Consider the following 19,911-nt stretch of genomic DNA (forward strand, 5'->3'; position numbering starts at 1 on the left):
CTGGCCAGATGGTCCCTGACCAGCAGGAACGACACCATGGACGGCATGAGGAAACCGAACGCGCTCGCAGCCGGGTTCTACCTGCTGTCCAACCTGGTGACCGGCATCTTCTGGTTCACCCTCGCTTTCGTGCTCACCGTCGTCGGCCTGGCGACGTCCATCATCTGGGTCGGTCTGCCGATCCTGTGGCTCGCGATGAACGTCATCCGGGGTGGCGCGTCGATGGAGCGGGCGTGGGTCAGGGTGGCGTTGCGCACGGACATCCCCAGGCCGTATCGCGAGAAGCCGGCAGGCACGCGGTGGCAGCGGTGGAAACACCAGTTCACCGACCCCGCGACCTGGCGTGACTTCGGCTACCTGTGCCTGCTGCTGCCGGTGGGCATCGCGGAGTTCGCGGCCGTCATCACGATGTGGTCGGTCGTGGCCGCGTTCATCGCCGTGCCGTTCTGGATCGTCGACGCGCCGTTCGCGGTGATCGTCGGCGACACGTGGACCATCGACTCGTTCGTCTCGGCGCTGCCGGTGTCGGCGATCGGGCTGGCGCTCATCCCGTTCGCGCTGCTCGGGACGAGGTGGCTGGGCACGGTGCACGGCAGGTTCGCCCGCGGCATGCTCGGTCCGACGCGGGCCGACACGCTGGCGATCGAGGCGGAGCGGCTGTCGTCGAGCCGGGCTCGCGGCGTCGAGGCGGCCGAGGCGGAGCGCCGGCGCATCGAGCGCGATCTGCACGACGGCGCGCAGCAGCGGCTGGTGGCGGTGGCCATGGGGCTCGGCCGGGCGAAGTCCAAAATGGACTCCGATCCGGCGGGGGCCGCGGAGCTCATCGCCGAGGCGCACGCGGACGCGAAGCTGGCCATCAAGGAACTGCGCGACCTGGCGCGGGGCATCTACCCGTCCGTGCTCGGTGACCGCGGCCTGGACGCGGCGCTGTCCGCGCTGGCCGCGCGGGTTCCGATCGAGGTCCAGCTGCACGTCGACGTGGAACCGCGACCACCGACAGCGGTGGAGAGCGCCGCGTACTTCACCGTCGGCGAGGCGCTCACGAACATCACCAAGCACTCCAACGCGACCAGGGCGACCGTCAAGGTCAACCGGGTCGACACCGGGGTGCTGGTCGAGGTCACCGACAACGGTCAGGGCGGCGCCGAGGTGAAGCCGGGTGGCGGTCTCGCCGGCCTGGCGGACCGGGCTGCCACGATCGACGGTGTGGTTGTCGTCGTCAGCCCCGTTGGTGGGCCGACCGTGATTCGAGCGGAGTTGCCGTGCGCGTGGTGATCGCTGAGGACTCAGTGCTGCTGAGGGAGGGCGTGCAGCGGTTGCTGGCGGATGCGGGCATCGAGACCGTTGCCGCCGTGGAAAACGGCGATCTGCTGCTGGACGCCGTCATCGAGCACAAGCCGGACCTGTGCGTGGTGGACGTGCGGATGCCGCCGACATTCACCGACGAGGGCCTGCGGGCGGCCATCGAGGCCCGCCGGCGCTTCCCCGGCCTGCCCGTGCTGGTGCTGTCGCAGTACGTGGAGGAGCGCTACGCCGTGGAGCTCCTCGCGGGCGGTGCCAGCGGCGTCGGCTACCTGCTCAAGGAGAGGGTGGCGGACGTGTCCGAGTTCGTCGACGCGGTGCGGCGGGTCGCCGACGGCGGCACGAGCATCGACCACGAGGTGATCACCCAGCTCATGGTGCGCAGCAAGAAGAGCCCCGTCGACTCGTTGACGCCCCGCGAACGCGAGGTGCTCGGGCTGATGGCGCAGGGACTGTCCAACACGGCCATCGCCGCGACGCTCGTGGTGTCCGACGGCGCCGTGGAAAAGCACGTCGGCAACATCTTCGCCAAGCTCGGCCTGGAGCCCAGCAACTCGGAGCACCGCCGCGTGCGCGCCGTGCTGGCCTACCTGGACAGCTGAAGCAGGCGGACGCCGTTGTCGTGCAGGATCGCCTGCTCAGCGGCGGCGTCCAGGCCCCACGACCGGATCGCGTCGAGCTGCACCTCGTACGGGTACGGGATGTTCGGGAAGTCGCTGCCCAGCACGACCCGGTCCGCGAGCCCCGCGATCCGGGAACGCCAGTCCGGCGGCAGCGCCGCCATCCGCTCGCTGAACGGGACACCCACCATCGTGGTGTCGATGTGCACGTTCGGGTAGCGCTCGACGAGGTCCAGTGCGCCCAGGTAGTCAGGCATCCCGGCGTGCGCGATGACCGCGGTGAGCCTCGGATGCCGGGCGAGCACCTCTTCGAAGATGCCGAGCCCGGTGAACGCACCGGGCTGCGGCCCGTCACCGCAGTGCGCGACCACCGGCACCCCGGCCTCGGCCAGCTGACCCCAGACCCCGTCCAGCAGGTCGTCACGCGGGTCGTAGCCGCCGACCTGGACGTGCGACTTGAAGCACCGTGCACCGGCCTCCAACGCCTTGCGCACGTACGCCTCAGCACCCGGTTCCGCGTAGAACGTGCCCGTCGGCACCGCCTCGGACACGCGGAGAGCGAAGTCGGCGGCCCACTCGTTCAGCCACTCCGCCATACCTGGCCGGTGCGGGTAGACCAGCGGTGCGAACGCGACGACGCCCAGCTCCCGCAGTGCGGTGAGCCGGGCGTTCTCGTCAGTGCGGTACTGGATGAACCAGTCGACCCCGGCCGCGCGGATCCGGTCGAAGTAGCCCCAGACCTTGTCCAGGACGTTCTGCGGCATGAAGTGGACGTGGATGTCCACCACTGCCATCAGTAGCGGCCCTTCAGAGCCCGGCCGTGCGCCTTGGCGATCTCGCGGTTCGCGTCGCGCTTGGCGATGTCCTGGCGCTTGTCGTAGGCCTTCTTGCCCTTCGCGAGGGCGATCTCGACCTTGACGTAGCCGTCCTTGAAGTACATCTGCAGCGGCACGAGCGACAGACCGGACTCCTTGGTCTTGCCGATCAACCGCTCGATCTCCGCCTTGTGCAGCAAGAGCTTCCGCTTGCGCCGGACCTCGTGGTTCGTCCACGTCCCCGCGACGTACTCCGGAATGTGCAGCGCGTGCAACCAGATCTCACCGTCGTCGACCTGGGCGAAGGCGTCCACGAGGGACGCCCGTCCCATGCGCAGGCTCTTCACCTCGGTGCCGACGAGCTGAATGCCGGCCTCGTAGGTGTCCAGAATGGTCCAGTCGTGCCGAGCCTTGCGGTTCGACGCGATGACCTTCTGCCCGCGTTCCTTGACCATGGCGACAACTCTACGTGGTCGGTAAAACCGCAAGGCACTGCTTTATGGGTCTCGTTCGATGAGAGTCGCGGCTGAGGTGGTTCCTGGTGGTGCGGGCGGCCGACCTGCGTACCGGTGTTGTACGTGGGTCGGCCGCCCGTGCCGCCAGGGGCCGCCTCAGCCTCGGCTATCGCGGACACGGACCCGTAAAGCAGTGCCTAGAGGCGCACGTAGAGACGCAGCGTGACGTAGCCGGTCGTGGCCGCGATCACGATCGCGGTGAGGAACAGCCACGGCGACACGATCAGGATGTCGAGGTAGCCGACCGGCGGGATGATGCCCGACTCGGTCAGGTTCCTGGTGATCCGGTCGATGAAGAACGCCTTGCCCAGCACCAGCAGACCCACCGCGGAAACGGCACCGATGATGCCCGCGACGACCGCCTCGATGAGGAACGGCAGCTGCGTGTACCACCGGGTCGCGCCGACCAGGCGCATGATGCCGACCTCGACGCGGCGGGTGAACGCCGACACCTGGATGGTGTTCGAGATCAGCAGCAACGCGGCGAACGCCTGGATGAGCGCGAGGATCAGGACGACGTCACGCAGGCCGTTGAGCCCCTCGAAGAACCTGTCGAGGAACTTGCCCTGGTCGTCGACGCCCTTGACGCCCGGCTTGCCTTCGAAGGCCTGCTTGATGACGTCGGTGCGCTCCGGGTCCTCCAGCTTGACGCGGAATGTCGCCGGGATCGCCTCGGGCCTCGCGAGCTTGAGCAGCTCCGGCTGTGCCTCGAAGATCCGCTTGAAGCGCTCGAAGCCCTCGTCGCGGTTCTGGAACACCACGGTCTCGACGCCGGAGGTCTGCTCCAGCTGGGACCGCAGGCCGGCGCACGGCTGCTGGGTGCAGTCCTTGTCGTTGGCGCTGACGTCGTTGGTCAGCAGCACCGAGACCTCGAGCTTGCCCGCGTAGTTGGCCTGCATCTTGTCGACCATGCGGACGACGAGCAGACCACCACCGAGCAGCGCGAGCGAGATGGCGGTCGTGAGGATCATCGCGATCGTCATCGTGACGTTCCGGCGAAGTCCGGTGACGACCTCGCTGAACACGAAGCTGGTACGCATCGGGGGCGGGGTTCCTTGGGGGTCGGGGGTTAGGAGCGCTTAACGGCCAACGCCGTATACGCCGCGCGCGTCATCACGGACGACCTTGCCGTACGCCAGTTCCACGACGCGGCGGCGCATCGAGTCGACGATGCCGTGGTCGTGGGTGGCCATGATGACGGTCGTGCCGGTGCGGTTGATCCGCTCCAGCAGCAACATGATGTCCTGGCTCGTGTCGGGGTCCAGGTTTCCGGTCGGCTCGTCCGCGATCAGCACCAGCGGGCGGTTCACGAACGCACGGGCGATCGCGACGCGCTGCTGCTCACCACCGGACAACTCGGTCGGGAACCGGTCCTCCTTGCCGTCGAGGCCGACCAGCTGCAGCACCTCCGGCACCACCTTGACGATGGTGTTGCGGGGCTTGCCGATCACCTCCAGCGCGAAGGCGACGTTCTCCGCGACCGTCTTCGTGGGCAGAAGACGGAAGTCCTGGAAGACACAGCCGATGGACTGACGCAGGCGGGGGACCCTGCGGCGCGACATCTTGGCGACGTCGAAGTTGGACACGTAGACGCGTCCCCTGGTCGGCACCTCTTCGCGCAGCAGCAAGCGCAGGAACGTCGACTTGCCGGACCCGGAAGGCCCGATCAGGAAGACGAACTCGCCCTTCTCCATCTCGACGGACACGTCGTCGAGCGCAGGACGCGTGGAGGTCTTGTAGACCTTGGAAACGTGTTCGAGACGAATCACGAGGCGCGAGTCTACCCATGGCCGCGGTAAAGCCCCCGTTCCGGTTAACTTCCGGCCCCGGAAAGGCGGTCCCGACGCTCCACACGGCGTGGCCGATCCGGCACAGCCGGTCGACAAAAGAGCACGTTCGGCCCTGTGAATGGCCCGAACGTGCTCTTCGCCTCAGATCAGCGCCAGGACTACGCCTGCGACTGTTTGCGCCACCGGATGCCGGCCTCGAGGAAGTCGTCGATCTCCCCGTCCAGCACCGCGGACGGGTTGCCGACCTCGTGGTTGTTCCGCAGGTCCTTGACCATCTGGTACGGGTGCAGCACGTAGGAGCGCATCTGGTTGCCCCAGCTGGAGCCGGAGTCCTTCAGCGCGTCCATCTTGGCCTGCTCCTCCTGCCGGCGGCGCTCGAGCAGCTTCGCCTGCAGGACGTTCATGGCCGTGGCCTTGTTCTGCAGCTGCGAGCGCTCGTTCTGGCAGGACACCACGATGCCGGTCGGGATGTGCGTGAGGCGCACCGCCGAGTCGGTCGTGTTGACGCCCTGGCCACCGGGGCCGGACGAGCGGTAGACGTCGACGCGCAGGTCCTTCTCGTCGATCTCGACGTGGTCGGTCTGCTCGACGACGGGCACGACCTCGACGCCGGCGAACGACGTCTGGCGGCGGCCCTGGTTGTCGAACGGCGAAATGCGCACCAGGCGGTGCGTGCCCTGCTCGACGCTCAGCGTGCCGTAGGCGTACGGCGCGGTGATGCGGAAGGTGGCCGACTTGATGCCGGCTTCTTCGGCGTAGGACGTGTCGAAGACCTCGACGGGGTAGTGGTGGCGCTCGGCCCAGCGCGAGTACATGCGCAGCAGCATCTCGGCGAAGTCGGCGGCGTCGACGCCACCGGCCTCCGCGCGGATGGTGATGAGCGCGTTGCGCTCGTCGTACTCGCCGGACAGCAGCGTGCGGACTTCGAGGCCGGCGATCTCGCTGCGCAGCTTCGCGCGGTCGTTGTCGGCGTCGGCCGCGGCGTCCGCGTCCTCCGCCTCCTCGGCGAGCTCGTAGAGCAGCGGGAGGTCGTCCAGGCGCTCGCGCAGGCCGGTGACGCGGCGCAGCTCACCCTGCTTGTGGGAGAGCTGGCTGGTGACCTTCTGCGCCTTCTCCTGGTCGTTCCAGAGGTCGGGGCGCGCTGCCTGCTCCTCGAGGTCCGCGACCTGGGCGCGCAGGCCATCGAGGTCCATCACCGCCTCGATGCTGGAAAGCGTGGCGGAGAGGTCCTTGATGTCTGCTTCGACGTCCGGGTTCACGGCAAAAGATTACGCCAGCACCGGTCACAGTTCGCGACCGGTGCTCGCTGGCGGTCTCTGCTAAGCGGTCGGGATCGCGTCGAGCAGCTTGAGAACGGCCTTCGCGTGGGCCAGGCCGAACTCGGCCACCGCCTTGGCGTAGGGGTCCTCCGCCGTCTTGGCCGCGCTCTTCGCGCTCTCCTGCTCCTGGCCGTACGCCGAGCGTGCGGTCGTGATCAGGGATTCGCGCTGCTTCGCGGTCAGCGAACCGGCGTGCACCAGACGCAGGATGAGCGGGCTGCGCAGGTGGTCCGGGCCGGGTTCGGACAGCAGCCAGTTCTTGAAGGCCTTCTTGCCCGCCGCGGTGAGCACGTACTGCTGGCTTGACCGCGGTCCTTGCTTGCCGAGTCGCAGCAGGCCCTGGTCGGCCAACGCGGGCAGCTCGCGGTACACCTGGCTGCGGGTCACGCTGAAGAACGCGCCGAAGCGGTCTCCTGCCTCCGCCACCAACTGGCCACCGGTCTTGGGTCCGTCGTGCAGCAGCCCGAGCAGGGCGGCTGCGGTCGCATTCAGGTCTGACACAACGACAACGTTCCCACGTCCGGGGGATGCTGTCCACAATGGTCAGCCGTTCTGTCCACAGTGGCTGATCACCGGGCTAGCCTGTTGGGCCATGCGGAGCAACGAAAAGTTCCGCTGAGTCACCGGCAGTTTTCACACCTCACGCGTTTGGCCGCTTGACCGTCCGTGTCCATCCCGGATGGAAAAGTCCTTTCGCAGAAACGAAAGTCACCCGATCTCACCCGATCGGCGGCACGACTCTCACCGGCCGGAGCCACCCGAATGGACGGACGTGAGTCTCCGTCGCACAACCTGGTGATGTCCGCCCGCACCTCTTTCGCCAGGCCGCACGGCTGGGAAGATGATCATTGTCAGGGCAGGGCGGGCGACACCACGGAGGTCGGGGACGATGAACATCAAGTGGCTGGACCACAAGAAGATGGCGGCGCACACGGTGGCCTGGATGACGGGCGGCATCCCGGAGCAGGCAGGCAAGGACGAATGCATGGTGTGCGGCAAACAGATCCGCAAGCACCGCACCGTCAACGGCGAGGGCAGGATCTGCTCGAGCATGCTGTGCGCCCAGTACTGGGCGGAGAACATGACCTGAAACACCCCAGCCACACCGACCAGGAATAAGCAGAAGGCCGGAACCCGATAGGTTCCGGCCTTCTGCGTAGTAGCGGGGACAGGATTTGAACCTGCGACCTCTGGGTTATGAGCCCAGCGAGCTACCGAGCTGCTCCACCCCGCGCCGCTTCTTGCTGTTCTGTTGTCTTGCTAAGGAGAACTATACACCCTCCACAAACGCCTTTTCACCACCCCCCACTAACCCACATCAACGCAGGTCAGCCCCAAGATGACCATCCGAACCGGATGGGGGCCCACGATGCCGAAGGCGAGCGGCCGGGGGTCCGGGGGCTTCGCCCCCGGGGTGGGGTTTGGGGGCTTCGCCCCCAATGTAAATGCGAAAAAGTCCTGTCTGCGATCTCCGCAGACAGGACTTTCCCAACTTTGTAGCGGGGACAGGATTTGAACCTGCGACCTCTGGGTTATGAGCCCAGCGAGCTACCGAGCTGCTCCACCCCGCGTCGGTATGAATAGAACCCTACGCGGGGCGGAGCGGGAAAAGCAAATCGAGCGGTCAGCCCGATGGTGTGGGGCTGGGCACAACCGACGACTGCTGCGTCGGCGGCGGCGCCACGGCCGCGGTGTTGTACTGCTTGAAGCGCTTCGACGCGTCCTCCAGGCGCTGGTACGCCGTGCCGAGCGCGGCGAAGTCACCGTTCTGCTGGGCCTTCTTGATGTCGGCCAGCGCCGCGTCGATGTCGTTGACCGCCTTCTGCAGGTCAGGACTCAACGTCCCGTTGCCCGGTGTGGTCGTCGACGGCGGCGTCGAGGTCTGGCCGTTGCCGGTGTTGTCGCTCGGCGGCGGCACGACCGCGCCGGCACCGCTGAGCACCTGGTCCAGCGCCTCGTTCAACGTGGACGCGTACCCGACCCGGTCGCCGTACCAGACGAGCACCTTGGACAGCTGCGGATACGAGGTGTTGTTGGACGCTCGCTCGATGTAGACGGGTTCGACGTAGAGCAGCGCGCCGCCCACCGGGAGGGTGAGCAGGTTGCCGTAGACGACCGTCGTCTTCTGCTGTGTCAGCAGGTTGAGCTCGCGGCTGACGTTGTCCGAGGTGAGGAACTGCGTCTGGATCTGCTGCGGGCCCTTGGCGTCCTGACTCAGCTGGAGCACGCTGATCTTGCCGTAGTTGTCCGGATCGGATCCGACCGAGACGTAGGCCGCCATGAACTCCCGGTTCTCCCGCACGAGCGGGCTGGTCAGCTGGAAGCGGACCTTGCTCGCGTCGCTCGGGTCACCGGCGAGGACGTAGAACGGCGGCTGGGCGTCCCTGCGCTTGCTCGCCGCGTCGCGCTGGGCGTCCGCCGTGGTCACGTTGTCGATCGTCGGGTCCTGCGCCGCCGCCCAGTAGCCCACGCCGGAGTAGAAGTCCGACGGGGACGAGACGTGGTACTTCGACAGGATCTGCCGCTGCACCTTGAACAGGTCCTCGGGGTAGCGGAAGTGCTGACGCAGCTCGTTCGAGATCTCGCTGCCCGGCTTGACCGTGTTCGGGAAGACTCCCATCCACGCCTTGAGGACCGGGTCCTTGTCGTCGATCTGGTACAGGTTCACCGTGCCGTCGTAGGCGTCCACAGTGGCCTTGACCGAGTTGCGGATGTAGTTGACGGGCTTGTTGACCTGCGAGATGACCACGCCGTCCGCGGTGAGCGAGTCGTTCGTCGCGTCACCCAGCTGCGTGCGCTGCGCGTACGGGTAGTTCTCGAGCGTGGTGTATCCATCGACGATCCACGTGATGCGGCCGTTCACGACGGCCGGGTACGGGTCGCTGTCCACGGTCAGCCACGGCGCGACGGCCTGCACGCGGTCCCGCGGCACGCGCTTGAACAGGATCTTCGACTCGTCCGCGATCGACTGGTTGAAGAGGATGTTCCGCTCGCCGTAGTAGGCCGCGAACGCCAGCTTGTTGAACAGGCTGCCGATCGGGACACCACCGGTGCCGGTGTAGGTGTAGGCCTTGGAGTCCGTGTCGTACTCGGCCGCGGAACCCTGCGGCCTGCCGCCGACGATCGAGTAGTCGTTCGCGCCGAACAGCTCGCCGTAGTAGGCGCGCGGCTGCTCGACCTTGATGCCGTTCGCCTCGTTGCCGACGTCGCCGTTCGACTTGACCTCACCGGTCTTGAACTCGGGGTAGCCGCCGTTGGTCTGGTCGGCGACCGCGTTCACCTTGTTCGCCTCGGCGTAGACGAAGCCGTTGCCGTGCGTGTAGATGAGGTGCTGGTTGATCCAGTCGCGCTGGCCCTGCGGCAGGCTGTCGAGCTTCAGCTCGCGGACCGCGACGATGTAGTCGCGCAGCTTTCCGTCCACTGTGTACCGGTCGACGTCGAGCTTGTTCGGGAACCCGTAGAACGGCCGCAGCTGCGTGAACTGCGTGAAGGTCCGCGAGAGCACGGCCGGGTCGAGCAGGCGGATGTTGCCCAGGGTGGCCGCGTCGTTGGTCTTGATCTGGTCGTTGCTGACGGTCTGCTTGCCCTCGTAGGGCTTCGTCTCGACCTTGTCCTCCGTCAGCCCGAACGACTGCCTTGTCGCCGCGATGTTGCGGGTGATCGACTCGGCTTCCTTCTGGATGGCGTTCGGCTTGACCGAGAACTGCTCCAGCACGGCGGGCCACGCAGCGCCGACGAGCACGCTCGACAGGACCAGCAGGACGGTCGCGATGGCGGGCAGCTGCACGTTGCGCATGAACGCGCCCGCGAAGAACGCGACCGCGCAGAACACCGCGATGCACAGCAGGATCAGCTTGGCCGGCAGCACCGCGTTGAGGTCGGTGTAGCTCGCGCCGACGAACTTCTCGTTCTCGTGCAGCAGCAGCGTGTACCGGTCGAAGAAGTACGCGACGGCCTTCAGCAGCACGAACGTGCCGGCGACGAGCGCCAGGTGCAGCCGGGCGGGGCCGGACAGCTGGCCGCCGCGACCGGCGAGCCGGATGCCGCCGAACAGGTAGTGCGCGATCACCGCGCCGATGAACGACACCGCGGTCGTGATGAACAGCCACGACAGCAGCCACTCGTAGAACGGCAGCTGGAAGGCGTAGAAGCCGATGTCGTGCCCGAACTGCGGGTCGGTCACCCCGAACGGCTGGCCGTTGAGGAACAGCTGCAGCAGCTGCCAGTCGTCCTGCGCCGACGCACCGGCGATGAGCCCGACGAAGACGGGGATGCCGATCGCGAACAACCGCATCCGGCGCATCACGACCGTGCGGTAGCGGGCTACCGGGTCATCGGGTCCCGAGACCGGCACGAAGACCGGCCGCGCCCGGTACGCGAGCCAGAGGTTCAGCGCGACGATGCCGCCGACCACGACCCCGGCGGCCACGAACAGGCTCAGCCGGGAGAGCAGCACTGTGCTGTAGACGTTGCGGAATTTCACCTCGCCGAACCACAGCCAGTTCACGTAGGTGTCGAGCAGCCGCGATCCCGTGATGAGACCGAACAGGAGCACGACACCGACGATGAGCAGGATTCGGCTGCGTCGGGACAATTTCGGCAGTCCGACTGGAGGCCGTGTGGCCACGAGGCACGCTCCTGGATCGCGGTATTTCGATACGTACGTTTAGTCCAACTCTACGGACGACGCCCTGGGTTCCCGTCCAGAGCGCCGTCTTACCATGACACGCGTGTCAGCGAGTGAAACTCCAGCGGTCATCCTCCCGACGGTCGCGCGCGAGGTAGAGCAGTTCGTAGCGGCAGGCGGCTGGGAGCAGCCTCCGCAACTGTTCGCCCTCGTGTCCACCACAGACCTGATCGAGCAGCAGCCCGAACTGCGCACCCAACTGGACGCGGAAGCGTCCCCGTTGACCCCGATCGCGCAGGACGCCCTGGACGGCGACCTGGGCGAGGCACTGGCGGGCATCGAGTGGCCGCCGGCCGTCACCGGGTGCGCCCTGGCCCAGGAGATCGTCGTCCTGCCGCCGGAGGCGGAGACCGAGCTGCACCACGGCGAGCTGGACGACGAGGCCGCCCGCCGGTTCGCCGCCGAGCACCCGTCACGCCGCGAGGCCCGCCTGGTCGCCGCGGTCCTGCGCGACGGCAGCGTCTCGTGCGTGCTGCGGCTGCGCGGCACGGTGGAGGTGCCCGAGGAGTTCGTCGAGCACCCCGAGCTGGCGCCGAACCTCACCGACGCCCTGCTCGCCACGCTGCGGCCCTAGTCGTCACCAGTCCAGGCTGGCACAACCCGGCCCGAAGCTCGCGCAGGGGTCCCCTCCAGGGGGTCCCCTGCTTTTATTCTCCCAGACACCACCGACAAAAAGCGTCGTGCCAGGTCAGCAGCCCGGCGTCGGCTTGCCCGCGTTCAGCGCCTCCAGCGACGACACCGCGTCCTTGAGGTTCTCGACCTTGATCAGCTGCAGGCCGTCCGGCGCCTGCTGCTTCGCGTCCGTGCAGTTGGCCGCGGGCACGAGGAACGCCGTCGCGCCGGCCTCCTGCGCGGCGACCATCTTGAACGCGATGCCGCCGATCGGCTTCACCGTGCCGTCGCCCGCGATCTCGCCGGTGCCCGCGATCGACTTGCCGCCGTTGAGCTCGCCGGGCGTCAGCTTGTCCACGATGGCCAGCGCGAAGATCAGGCCGGCCGAGGGCCCGCCGACATCGGACAGGCTGATCTTGATCTTGAACGGCACGTCGGCCCGGTCGACCGGCGAGATGCCGATGAAGCCGGCGGGGCGGCCGTCGTCGCGGGTGCCGAGGGTGAGCTGCGTCGACTTCGAGGTGCCGTCCTTCTCGAAGGCCACCTCGATGCGGTCACCCGGCTTGGTGTTCTCCAGGGCGGAGCTCACGTCGGCGGCGCTCTGCACCTGCTTGCCGTTGACCGAGATGATGCGGGCGCCGAGCGGGATGACGTTCTCCGCGGGGCTGCCCTTGGTCACCTGGTTCGCGATCACCTTGCCCGGATAGCCGAGGTAGTTCAGCGCGGCGACCTCCGCGGAGGTCTGGGACTCGCTGAACGCGAGCTCGTTGTTGCGCTGCACCTCCTCCTCCGACTCACCGGGCTTGAAGAACTCCTCGCGCGGCGCGAGGGCGTAGCGGCCGGACAGCCAGAGGCCGAGCGCTCCGAACAACGACACGTCATCGGTGAGCGAGACCGTCGTCATGCGCAGGTTCCCCTTGGTGGGGAAAGTGTTCTGGCCGTCCACCGCGACAACGTCGGTGTCCTTGACCTGGCCGAGCACGTCGTATGTCGGGCCGGGGCCCAGAGCGACGTACGGGACTCTGGCGAAACCGCCGAGCAGTCCGAGTGCCGCCACCACGAGGAAGCTGACGATCAGCGTCCACGTCCGGCGGGTCAGTCCGCGTTCCCTCGGCGGGGGCGCGGGTGGGGGTGCGGTCGTGACGGTTTCACTCACGGCTGAACAGCGTACGACCATGTGGATCCGCGTACGGTAGAGGCATGAGTGACGTGCCGTTCGGGTTCAGCCCGCACGACCCCGACGACAAGAGCGGGAAGCCGGGAGACAACCCGTTCGACTTCAGCCAGCTGGGCAACATGCTGAGCCAGCTGGGCTCGATGCTGAGCAGCGCGGGGTCGTCGAGCGGGCCGGTGAACTACGACCTCGCGAAGCAGATCGCGTTCCAGCAGCTGTCCTCCTCGACGACGACCATCGGGTTCGCCGCCGACCAGTCGAGCACGGTCACCGACGCCGTGCACCTGGCCGAGATGTGGCTGGACCCGGTCACCTCGCTGCCCGCCGGCACCCGCACGACGCAGGCGTGGACGGCGCGCGACTGGATCGAGCGCACCATCCCCACCTGGCAGCGCCTGTGCGACCCGGTCGCGCAGCGCATGTCCGGCGCGTGGGTCGAGGCGATGCCCGCCGAGGCGAAGCAGGCCGCCGGCCCGCTGCTCGCGATGCTCGGCCAGATGGGCGGCATGGCGTTCGGCTCCCAGCTCGGCAACGCCCTGGCCCAGCTCGGCTCCGAGGTGCTCACCTCGACCGACGTCGGCCTGCCGCTCGGCCCCGAGGGCACCGCGGCGCTGCTGCCGGCGAACATCGAGAAGTTCACCGAGGGCCTGGAGCGCCCCGCCTCCGAGGTGATGGTCTTCCTCGCCGCCCGCGAGGCCGCCCACCAGCGCCTCTTCACGCACGTGCCGTGGCTGCGCCAGCGCCTGCTCGACACCGTCGAGGAGTTCGCCAAGGGCATCAAGGTCGACACCTCCGCCCTGGAGCAGCTCGCCGGCCAGATCGACCCGTCGAACCCCGCCTCCATCGAGGAGGCCATGGGCTCCGGCCTGCTCGAGCCGCAGACCACCCCGGAGCAGAAGGCGGCGCTGACCCGCCTGGAGACGCTGCTGGCCCTGGTCGAGGGCTGGGTGGACGTCGTGGTCGACGCCGCCGTGGCAGACCGCCTGCCCGGCGCCCCCGCCCTGCGCGAGACCCTGCGCCGCCGCCGCGCCTCCGGAGGCCCGGCCGAGCAGACCTTCGCCACCCTCGTAGGCCTCGAACTGCGCCCGCGCCGCCTGCGCGCCGCCTCGGCCCTGTGGAAGCTCATCGGCGACCAGCACGGCGTCGAGGTCCGCGACAGCGTCTGGGACCACGCGGAGCTGATCCCGACCGCCGAGGAACTGGAAGACCCGCTGGAGTTCGCCGAGCGCCTGGCCAACACCCGCAAGGCCCTCGACGACCCGATGGCCGAGCTGGAGCGCACCATGCGCGAGGACGGCGGCAAGCCCGAAGAAGGCTGATCCGAGCTGTTTCGGCGGGGCCGGGCACGAACTGCGTGCCCGGCCCTCGCCATGTCCGCAGTGCGCCGGGCAGGCCTCGCGAGGGCTCCTGGCCACCACCGGGCATGCCACGCGACACGTCCAGCGACGGCGCTCAGCGAGCAGACGAGTGCCGGTCGACTCCCGCAGCACGTCCGGTGACGGCACTCAGCAAGCAGGCGAGTGCCAGTCGACGCCCGCAGCACGTCCGGTGACGGCACTCAACGAGCAGACGAGTGCCAGTCGACGCCCGCGGCACGCCCGGTGACAGCGCTCAGCGAGCAGACGAGTGCTGGCCCTGACCCCCGGCGGCACGACCGGCGATGGCACTCAGCAAGCAGGCGAGCGCCGGTCGATGCCTGCGGCACGTCCGGTAATGCACTCAGCGAGCAGATGCGCGCCGGTCTGACGCCCCCGGCACGGCCTACTCGTTGCCGACCCGACGCCCGAAAGGGTGAATTGGGCCTGCCAACGCCGAAGGCGAGGCGGCCGGGGGTCCGGGGGCGGAGCCCCCGGCGTGGGTCTGGGGGCTCGGCCCCCAGAAGACACTGAGGGGCGAGCTAGGCGAGCGCTCTCCGCGAGCACACCTCTCCCCTCGCCCCCACACCCCTCCCCCCATCGCCCCTCAATCCTCAGTGATTCCGAGCCCGGCCGCGGCCGAAAGGCCCTCCAGATAGCCCATGGCCCGCTCGGTCTTGCCGTAGCGATGCACCCACTCCCAGAAGTCTTTGCCGTGACCTGGCACCAGCAGGTGCGCGAGTTCGTGCACCAGGACGTAGTCGAGCACCCAGGGCGGCACCTCGCGCAGGCGCTCAGAGACCCTGATCGTGCCCTCGGACGGCGTGCATGACGCCCAACGCGTGCGCATGGGCGGCACCCAGCGAACGCTCACCGGGTCGGCAAGAGAGTCCAGGTAGCGCGCCGACAGTTCGGCACAGCGCGCCATCAAAGCCTCGTCCGACGTTCGCGCAGGGGATCTCCTGCGCGTCTCGCTGCGCTGGAGGCGGCTCAACATCTCCGCCACCCAGTGCTTCTCTTCCCCCTTGGTCATCCGTGCCGGCAGAAGGACGACCACTGTGTCGCCCTCCCGGTACGCGCTGACCATGCGGCGGCGCCGGGGGCTCCGCCGCACCTCCACCCGCGGTTCGGCCATGCAGTCACCGTAATCGGCGGCACCGACAATTTTCGGCCCCCAACCGGCCCCATGCCCGCAGCCGGTGGGTGAAGTTCCACCGAACGGCGGCTGGACACGCGCGGATGAACCTGCGCGGATTCGCCGCCTCGCCCAGGTACCGTCGCGCCAAGGTCCCCGAGTGTGTCCGCACTCACAACTGCAAGGGAGGGGCTGTGGCCGAGACTTACAACGGCTACTGCGTCAAGTGCCGCGAGAAGCGCGACTTCGACGGCAAGGTCGAGGAAACCAACGGTCGGCGCATGGCGAAGGGCACCTGCCCTGTCTGCGGTACGAAGATGACGCGGATCCTCGGCAAGGCCAAGGTCTGACGTTTCCGCTGGCAGGGGGCCCCGCCCCCTGCCAGTCTTTCTTTTGTGGACACGAGACCGCGCGTGCGTGCAGGACTCGCCGTGGTGCGCCGCGGCCCCGGTGTCGTGCAGGTCGGCACCGACCCGAAGCACGCGGTGGTGATCGACGAGCTGTCCGAGGCTCTGGTCGACCAGCTGCTCACCCTCGACGGCCGCCACACCGTCACTGAACTGGGTGAAAGGCTCAAACAACGCGGCGAAGACCCCACCCAGCTGACCGACGTGCTCAAGTCGCTCGAGGAAGCGGGTCTCCTCGAGGAGAGCACCCCGCGGATCAAGGGCGCGACAGCCGCCGTCCACGGTGGCGGGCACCTTGCGCTGGCAATTACTTCGCTTCTAGCTGAATCGGGCGTCCGGCTCGCCCACCACGCCGATCTGGCCGTGCTCGCCGCGACGCTCGTCCCCGATCCGACTCTCGTCAGCGCGCTGATGGCCGCCCGCACGCCGCATCTCGCCGTGCGCGTGCGTGAGGGCATCGGCATCGTTGGGCCGCTCGTCCTGCCAGGCCGCACGAGCTGCCTCAACTGCGCGGACCTGCACCGCACCGACCACGACCCGGCCTGGCCGGCCATCGCGGCCCAGCTCGTCGGCAAACCGGCTTCCTCCGACGTGCTGTTCGCGTCGGGAACCGCGGCGCTGGCCGTGGTCCAGATCCTGGAGTCGTTGATCTACGTCCGCGGCCACGAGCTGGCCCCTCCGCCCGTGTTGAGCGCCACTGTGGAGCTGGACCTGGTGACCGGTGTTGCTGAGAGGCGAAGCTGGTATCCGCACCCTGACTGTCAGTGCTCCGCACATAACATGGCCGAGTGACCGAGATTCCGCGCAAGGCCGTGCAGCGCACCGCCAAGCTGGCGAGCCTCCCGCTCGGGGTGGCCGGCCGGGTTGTCGGTGGCTGGGGAAAGCGACTGACCGGACGCGCGGCCGACGAGGTCAACGCCGAGGTGACGGCCAAGACGGCCGAACAGGTCTTCGCGGTGCTCGGCCAGCTCAAGGGCGGAGCGATGAAGTTCGGCCAGGCGCTGAGCGTCTTCGAGGCAGCGGTCCCGGACGAGCTCGCGGCCCCGTACCGCGAGGCGCTCACCAAACTGCAGACCGCGGCCCCGCCGATGCCCGCCCGCACCACGCACCGCGTGCTCGCCGAGCAGCTCGGTGCGTCCTGGGTGAAGCGCTTCCAGGAGTTCGACGACGACCCGGCCGCATCGGCGTCCATCGGCCAGGTGCACCGCGCGGTGTGGCACGACGGCCGCGACGTCGCGGTGAAGGTCCAGTACCCCGGCGCGGACGAAGCCCTGCGCGCGGACCTCAAGCAGCTGCTGCGGTTCTCCCGGCTGCTGCAGGCGATCATGCCCGGCACCGACGTGCGCCCGCTGCTGGAGGAGCTGCGCGACCGGTACCTGGAGGAGCTCGACTACCGCGACGAGGCCGCGAACCAGCGCACGTTCGCAAAGGCCTTCGAGAACGACCCGCACGTCGTGGTGCCGCGCGTCATCGCGTCGTCGCCCAAGGTCATGGTGACCGAGTGGACGTCGGGCACGCCCCTGTCGAAGATCATCCGCGAGGGTTCCGTCGAAGAGCGCGACCTGGCAGGCCAGTTGCTCGCCGAGTTCCACTTTTCGGCACCGTCGCGCTCCGGCCTCCTGCACGCCGACCCGCACCCAGGCAACTTCATGCTGGGCGACGACGACCGCCTGCGCGTGATCGACTTCGGCGCCGTCGCGCGCCTGCCGGACGGCCTGCCGAAGACGCTGGGCCGGATGACCAGGCTGGCCCTCGAAGGCCGCTCCGTCGACCTGGTCGACCTGCTGCGCGCCGAGAACTTCATCCGCGAGGGCATGTCGCTGCACGGCGAGGACGTGCTCGGCTACCTGGCGCCCTTCGTCGAGCCGCTGCGCGCCGAGTCGTTCCACTTCACCCGCCGCTGGCTGCAGTCGCAGGCGGAACGGGTGGGCGACCTGCGCAGCCCGGACTCACAAACGGGCCGTTCGCTGAACCTGCCACCGCAGTACCTGCTGATTCATCGCGTGACAATGGGCGCCACCGGCATTCTCTGCCAGTTGGACGCCCACGTGACCGCACGGGAAATCGTCGCGCGCTGGCAGCCGGGATTCGATGACTAACTCGTCCGAGTGAACCCCGGCGAAGTTATCCACAGGTTGGCGCCGAGCCCCTTTTGCCGGTGTCCGAGTACGCCACGATGGACCCATGGCACCCATCGCAACCACCGCTGAACTGCACAAATCCGGCTACTCGACGCGAGAGATCCACCGTCACTGCTCACCGGCCGGGCCGTGGCAACAGCTGCTGCCCGGCGTGGTCCTGAAGAAGCCCTCACCGCCGACCCGGCTGGATCGGCTTCGCGCTGTCCTCTCTTATGCGGGCCAGGATTCAGTGATCACGGGAGCGGACTCATTGGCCCGGCAGGGCGCGGTGCTTCCTCTCCCCCGGCACATTCACGTACTCGCGGGGAAGAACGCGCGAAGAGCGCATCCCTGGATTCTTCTCGAACGCACGAGCCGGCCGCCGGCCGTGGTGAACCGCGACGGGCTGCGGCTGGCCGGCCCGGCACGGGCGGCTCTGGACCTGGCTCGGAGGGAGCCGAACCCGCGGGCGGTCGTGGAGATCCTCGACGCTGTGGTGGATGCCGGGTTGTGCTCGCCTGCGGATTTGCACGTTGAGCTGAGGCAGGCTTGCCGACGGGGATCGGCGCTGGTCAGGCAGGCCTTATGCCACCTGTACCCGGTCTGATCAGCCGGGTGCAGACGCTCGGATCCAGCGCGCTCGACACCGTCGTGAAGGCCCGGCTGCGCTCACCCGCTGGCCGTGGTGGACGACGGGCGGCGCTCGCCCGCGACCTGCACGCTGAGCCGACACGCCTACCGACGCAGATCAGCCCAGGTCAGACAGGCCTTACTCACCTGTCCCCGGTCTGATCAGCCAGGCATCCGACCCGGCGCGCGACGAACAGAACCCACGCGCCCCGAGTCCGTCCTGGCCGACCAACCGCCGACATGCACCGACCCCAGCTACAGAACTCAGCGCCAGTACTCGTCCGGCAACTTGCCCTCAATGTCCCGCACATGCGTCTTGGCGCAGACATGGCACAACCAGCGGAACGACCCACCGGTCCGCTCCGAAGACCAGGCCAGGAACTCCAGGTCGGAAACGGAGGCACGCAACCGCCCGCATCTGTGGCAGGCCGTCACCGGCGGCGTCCCAGGTGGACGGTGTCGGTTTCCAGCAGGAACACGTCCTCGCGGGCGCCGACGTACTCGGAGTCGGACGGGTTGAGCAGCCGGCGCAACGCGTCGCGGTCGGAGGCGTGCAGGCGTGGGCCGGTGATCTCGGTGAGCCAGGTCAGGCGGTCGACGGCCCACTCGCGCACGAGGTGCTTGGCCGGGGCCGGGTGGTCGACGACGAAGCTGAAGGCGCTGATCTCGCCCAGGCCCGCGTCGGCCAGTGCGACGTTCCAGCCGACCGGCAGCCGCACCGAGCCGGTCATGCCCTCGCGCATCGACACGAACCACTCGGCGCGGGCCGCTGCCATGCGGTCCTGCAGGCCGGGCTCGCCGACGCCGAGGTCCCACGGCAGGAAGCGGGTTTCCAGGCCGCCCTCGGCCAGGGCCAGCCAGCCGCCGGGAGCCAGTGCTTCTACCAGGCGTTTCACTCCGCGCAACTGATCAGGGAGGTGGTGGATCACCCGCGAACCCCAGACCAGCTCGACGGGTCCCGCGAAGGACAGCGGGGTCTCCGTGGCCAGGTCCGCGAGCACGGGCTTCACCGACACGGCGCCGTCAGTCTCGGCTCGCGCCGCGGTGCAGGCCGCGTCCAGCAGTTCGGGCGTGGCGTCGACCAGCACCAGGACGCCGCCGCCGTGTTCGCGCAGCGCCGAAGCCAGCGCCACGCTCATGGAGCCGGCGCCGCAGCCGACGTCCATGACTACCGGGGAGTCGGGCAGTGGGGCCACCAGTCTGCGGGCCACGTGAGAAAGCGCCTCGGCCTGCAGTGAGCCGTAGCGCCTCATCGCGTGGAGGCGGGCGGACCAGTCGATCCCGTCGTGTGTGTGGTGCGGCACAAAATGAACGGTACGGAGGAACGGCCGAGGCCGCCATCCACCTTCTCGTGGATGACGGCCTCAGCTCGAGACTGTCAGAGGTCGAAGCGAGCCGCTCTGCGCCCCGCCCATCGCGCCAACCTGCGC

The 19,911-nt window shown here is 68.5% G+C and carries 20 protein-coding genes and 2 tRNA genes; 9 read left to right on the forward strand and 13 right to left on the reverse strand.

The window, feature by feature from the left end:
- Positions 1-36 precede the first annotated feature (36 nt).
- Together ACIA8G_RS22070 and ACIA8G_RS22075 are read left to right on the forward strand one after the other, a co-directional pair.
- A complete protein-coding gene (locus ACIA8G_RS22070) occupies positions 37-1,275 on the forward strand; it encodes a sensor histidine kinase (RefSeq protein WP_396420499.1) in 1,239 nt (412 codons plus the stop codon).
- Complete coding sequence (locus ACIA8G_RS22075) at positions 1,263-1,904, forward strand: response regulator (protein WP_396420500.1); 642 nt, start codon at positions 1,263-1,265, stop codon at positions 1,902-1,904. Before ACIA8G_RS22070 ends, ACIA8G_RS22075 begins: the two co-directional genes overlap by 13 nt.
- Here the strand turns inward: ACIA8G_RS22075 and ACIA8G_RS22080 are convergent.
- The 6 genes from ACIA8G_RS22080 to ACIA8G_RS22105 form a co-directional block, all read right to left on the reverse strand.
- Positions 1,889-2,716 (reverse strand): amidohydrolase family protein, encoded by an 828-nt coding sequence (locus ACIA8G_RS22080; protein WP_396420501.1) that lies wholly within the window; start codon positions 2,714-2,716, stop codon positions 1,889-1,891. The genes ACIA8G_RS22075 and ACIA8G_RS22080 overlap by 16 nt on opposite strands.
- Complete coding sequence (gene smpB, locus ACIA8G_RS22085; RefSeq protein WP_363765804.1) at positions 2,716-3,192, reverse strand: SsrA-binding protein SmpB; 477 nt, start codon at positions 3,190-3,192, stop codon at positions 2,716-2,718. The genes ACIA8G_RS22080 and smpB overlap by 1 nt, the downstream gene beginning before the upstream one ends.
- A 197-nt stretch (positions 3,193-3,389) precedes the next feature.
- Positions 3,390-4,292, reverse strand: a complete 903-nt coding sequence (ftsX, locus tag ACIA8G_RS22090) for a permease-like cell division protein FtsX (protein ID WP_396420502.1) — start codon at positions 4,290-4,292, stop codon at positions 3,390-3,392.
- 39 nt (positions 4,293-4,331) lie between these two features.
- Positions 4,332-5,021, reverse strand: coding sequence for a cell division ATP-binding protein FtsE (ftsE, locus tag ACIA8G_RS22095; RefSeq protein WP_086666930.1), 690 nt, complete (start codon positions 5,019-5,021; stop codon positions 4,332-4,334).
- Positions 5,022-5,200: 179 nt separating this feature from the next.
- A complete protein-coding gene (gene prfB, locus ACIA8G_RS22100) occupies positions 5,201-6,301 on the reverse strand; it encodes a peptide chain release factor 2 (protein ID WP_396420503.1) in 1,101 nt (366 codons plus the stop codon).
- Between the two features lie 60 nt (positions 6,302-6,361).
- Positions 6,362-6,862 (reverse strand): PadR family transcriptional regulator, encoded by a 501-nt coding sequence (locus ACIA8G_RS22105; RefSeq protein WP_086666928.1) that lies wholly within the window; start codon positions 6,860-6,862, stop codon positions 6,362-6,364.
- A 388-nt stretch (positions 6,863-7,250) separates the two neighbouring features.
- Between ACIA8G_RS22105 and ACIA8G_RS22110 the strand changes: the two genes are divergently transcribed.
- Positions 7,251-7,451, forward strand: coding sequence for a hypothetical protein (locus tag ACIA8G_RS22110; protein WP_396420504.1), 201 nt, complete (start codon positions 7,251-7,253; stop codon positions 7,449-7,451).
- Between the two features lie 70 nt (positions 7,452-7,521).
- On the opposite strand, the gene ACIA8G_RS22115 is transcribed toward ACIA8G_RS22110, so the two are convergent.
- From ACIA8G_RS22115 to ACIA8G_RS22125, 3 genes are all read right to left on the reverse strand, one after another.
- Positions 7,522-7,595, reverse strand: a tRNA-Met gene (locus tag ACIA8G_RS22115).
- A gap of 263 nt (positions 7,596-7,858) precedes the next feature.
- Positions 7,859-7,932: transfer RNA gene (locus ACIA8G_RS22120), tRNA-Met, on the reverse strand.
- A 53-nt stretch (positions 7,933-7,985) separates the two neighbouring features.
- Positions 7,986-10,988, reverse strand: coding sequence for a UPF0182 family protein (locus ACIA8G_RS22125; RefSeq protein WP_396420505.1), 3,003 nt, complete (start codon positions 10,986-10,988; stop codon positions 7,986-7,988).
- A gap of 94 nt (positions 10,989-11,082) precedes the next feature.
- Here ACIA8G_RS22125 and ACIA8G_RS22130 point away from each other — a divergent pair, with 94 nt between their 5' ends.
- A complete protein-coding gene (locus tag ACIA8G_RS22130; protein ID WP_396420506.1) occupies positions 11,083-11,622 on the forward strand; it encodes a PPA1309 family protein in 540 nt (179 codons plus the stop codon).
- Positions 11,623-11,736: 114 nt separating this feature from the next.
- Here the strand turns inward: ACIA8G_RS22130 and ACIA8G_RS22135 are convergent, their stop codons facing one another.
- Positions 11,737-12,816, reverse strand: coding sequence for a PDZ domain-containing protein (locus tag ACIA8G_RS22135; RefSeq protein WP_396420507.1), 1,080 nt, complete (start codon positions 12,814-12,816; stop codon positions 11,737-11,739).
- A gap of 44 nt (positions 12,817-12,860) precedes the next feature.
- On the opposite strand from ACIA8G_RS22135, the gene ACIA8G_RS22140 reads away from it, so the two are divergent.
- On the forward strand, positions 12,861-14,153 hold the full coding sequence (locus tag ACIA8G_RS22140) for a zinc-dependent metalloprotease (protein WP_396420508.1): 1,293 nt from the start codon (positions 12,861-12,863) through the stop codon (positions 14,151-14,153).
- Between the two features lie 643 nt (positions 14,154-14,796).
- Here the strand turns inward: ACIA8G_RS22140 and ACIA8G_RS22145 are convergent.
- Entirely contained in the window at positions 14,797-15,324 is a 528-nt protein-coding gene (locus ACIA8G_RS22145; protein WP_396420509.1) for a M48 family metallopeptidase, read from the reverse strand.
- Positions 15,325-15,518: 194 nt separating this feature from the next.
- Between ACIA8G_RS22145 and ACIA8G_RS22150 the strand changes: the two genes are divergently transcribed.
- The 4 genes from ACIA8G_RS22150 to ACIA8G_RS22165 all read left to right on the forward strand — a co-directional run bounded on the left by ACIA8G_RS22150 (position 15,519) and on the right by ACIA8G_RS22165 (position 18,458).
- A complete protein-coding gene (locus tag ACIA8G_RS22150) occupies positions 15,519-15,674 on the forward strand; it encodes a DUF5679 domain-containing protein (RefSeq protein WP_166056119.1) in 156 nt (51 codons plus the stop codon).
- Positions 15,675-15,737: 63 nt separating this feature from the next.
- The gene (locus tag ACIA8G_RS22155; protein WP_396420510.1) at positions 15,738-16,523 is read left to right on the forward strand and encodes a hypothetical protein; all 786 of its coding nucleotides are present in this window, start codon (positions 15,738-15,740) and stop codon (positions 16,521-16,523) included.
- Positions 16,520-17,830: an ABC1 kinase family protein gene (locus ACIA8G_RS22160; protein ID WP_396420511.1), complete on the forward strand. Its 1,311-nt coding sequence runs from the start codon at positions 16,520-16,522 to the stop codon at positions 17,828-17,830. The genes ACIA8G_RS22155 and ACIA8G_RS22160 overlap by 4 nt, the downstream gene beginning before the upstream one ends.
- An 85-nt stretch (positions 17,831-17,915) precedes the next feature.
- A complete protein-coding gene (locus tag ACIA8G_RS22165) occupies positions 17,916-18,458 on the forward strand; it encodes a hypothetical protein (protein WP_396420512.1) in 543 nt (180 codons plus the stop codon).
- 287 nt (positions 18,459-18,745) lie between these two features.
- On the opposite strand, the gene ACIA8G_RS22170 is transcribed toward ACIA8G_RS22165, so the two are convergent.
- Together ACIA8G_RS22170 and ACIA8G_RS22175 are read right to left on the reverse strand one after the other, a co-directional pair.
- Positions 18,746-18,889: a hypothetical protein gene (locus ACIA8G_RS22170; RefSeq protein ID WP_396420513.1), complete on the reverse strand. Its 144-nt coding sequence runs from the start codon at positions 18,887-18,889 to the stop codon at positions 18,746-18,748.
- Positions 18,890-18,912: 23 nt separating this feature from the next.
- Positions 18,913-19,785 carry a class I SAM-dependent methyltransferase gene (locus ACIA8G_RS22175; protein ID WP_396420514.1) on the reverse strand — a complete coding sequence of 291 codons (873 nt, stop codon included), beginning with the start codon at positions 19,783-19,785 and terminating at the stop codon, positions 18,913-18,915.
- Positions 19,786-19,911: the final 126 nt, after the last annotated feature.

Origin of the sequence: Lentzea sp. NPDC051213 (genome assembly GCF_044455585.1) — a bacterium.
Lineage (GTDB): Bacteria > Actinomycetota > Actinomycetes > Mycobacteriales > Pseudonocardiaceae > Lentzea.

Excerpts from the sequence above, each read along its gene's own strand:
- ftsX (WP_396420502.1), bottom strand. The coding sequence starts at position 4,292 with ATGCGTACCAGCTTCGTGTTCAGCGAGGTCGTCACCGGACTTCGCCGG.
- ACIA8G_RS22080 (WP_396420501.1), bottom strand. The coding sequence starts at position 2,716 with ATGGCAGTGGTGGACATCCACGTCCACTTCATGCCGCAGAACGTCCTG.
- smpB (WP_363765804.1), bottom strand. The coding sequence starts at position 3,192 with ATGGTCAAGGAACGCGGGCAGAAGGTCATCGCGTCGAACCGCAAGGCT.
- ACIA8G_RS22165 (WP_396420512.1), top strand. The coding sequence starts at position 17,916 with ATGGCACCCATCGCAACCACCGCTGAACTGCACAAATCCGGCTACTCG.
- ACIA8G_RS22110 (WP_396420504.1), top strand. The coding sequence starts at position 7,251 with ATGAACATCAAGTGGCTGGACCACAAGAAGATGGCGGCGCACACGGTG.
- ACIA8G_RS22140 (WP_396420508.1), top strand. The coding sequence starts at position 12,861 with ATGAGTGACGTGCCGTTCGGGTTCAGCCCGCACGACCCCGACGACAAG.
- ACIA8G_RS22145 (WP_396420509.1), bottom strand. The coding sequence starts at position 15,324 with ATGGCCGAACCGCGGGTGGAGGTGCGGCGGAGCCCCCGGCGCCGCCGC.
- ACIA8G_RS22130 (WP_396420506.1), top strand. The coding sequence starts at position 11,083 with ATGACACGCGTGTCAGCGAGTGAAACTCCAGCGGTCATCCTCCCGACG.
- ACIA8G_RS22070 (WP_396420499.1), top strand. The coding sequence starts at position 37 with ATGGACGGCATGAGGAAACCGAACGCGCTCGCAGCCGGGTTCTACCTG.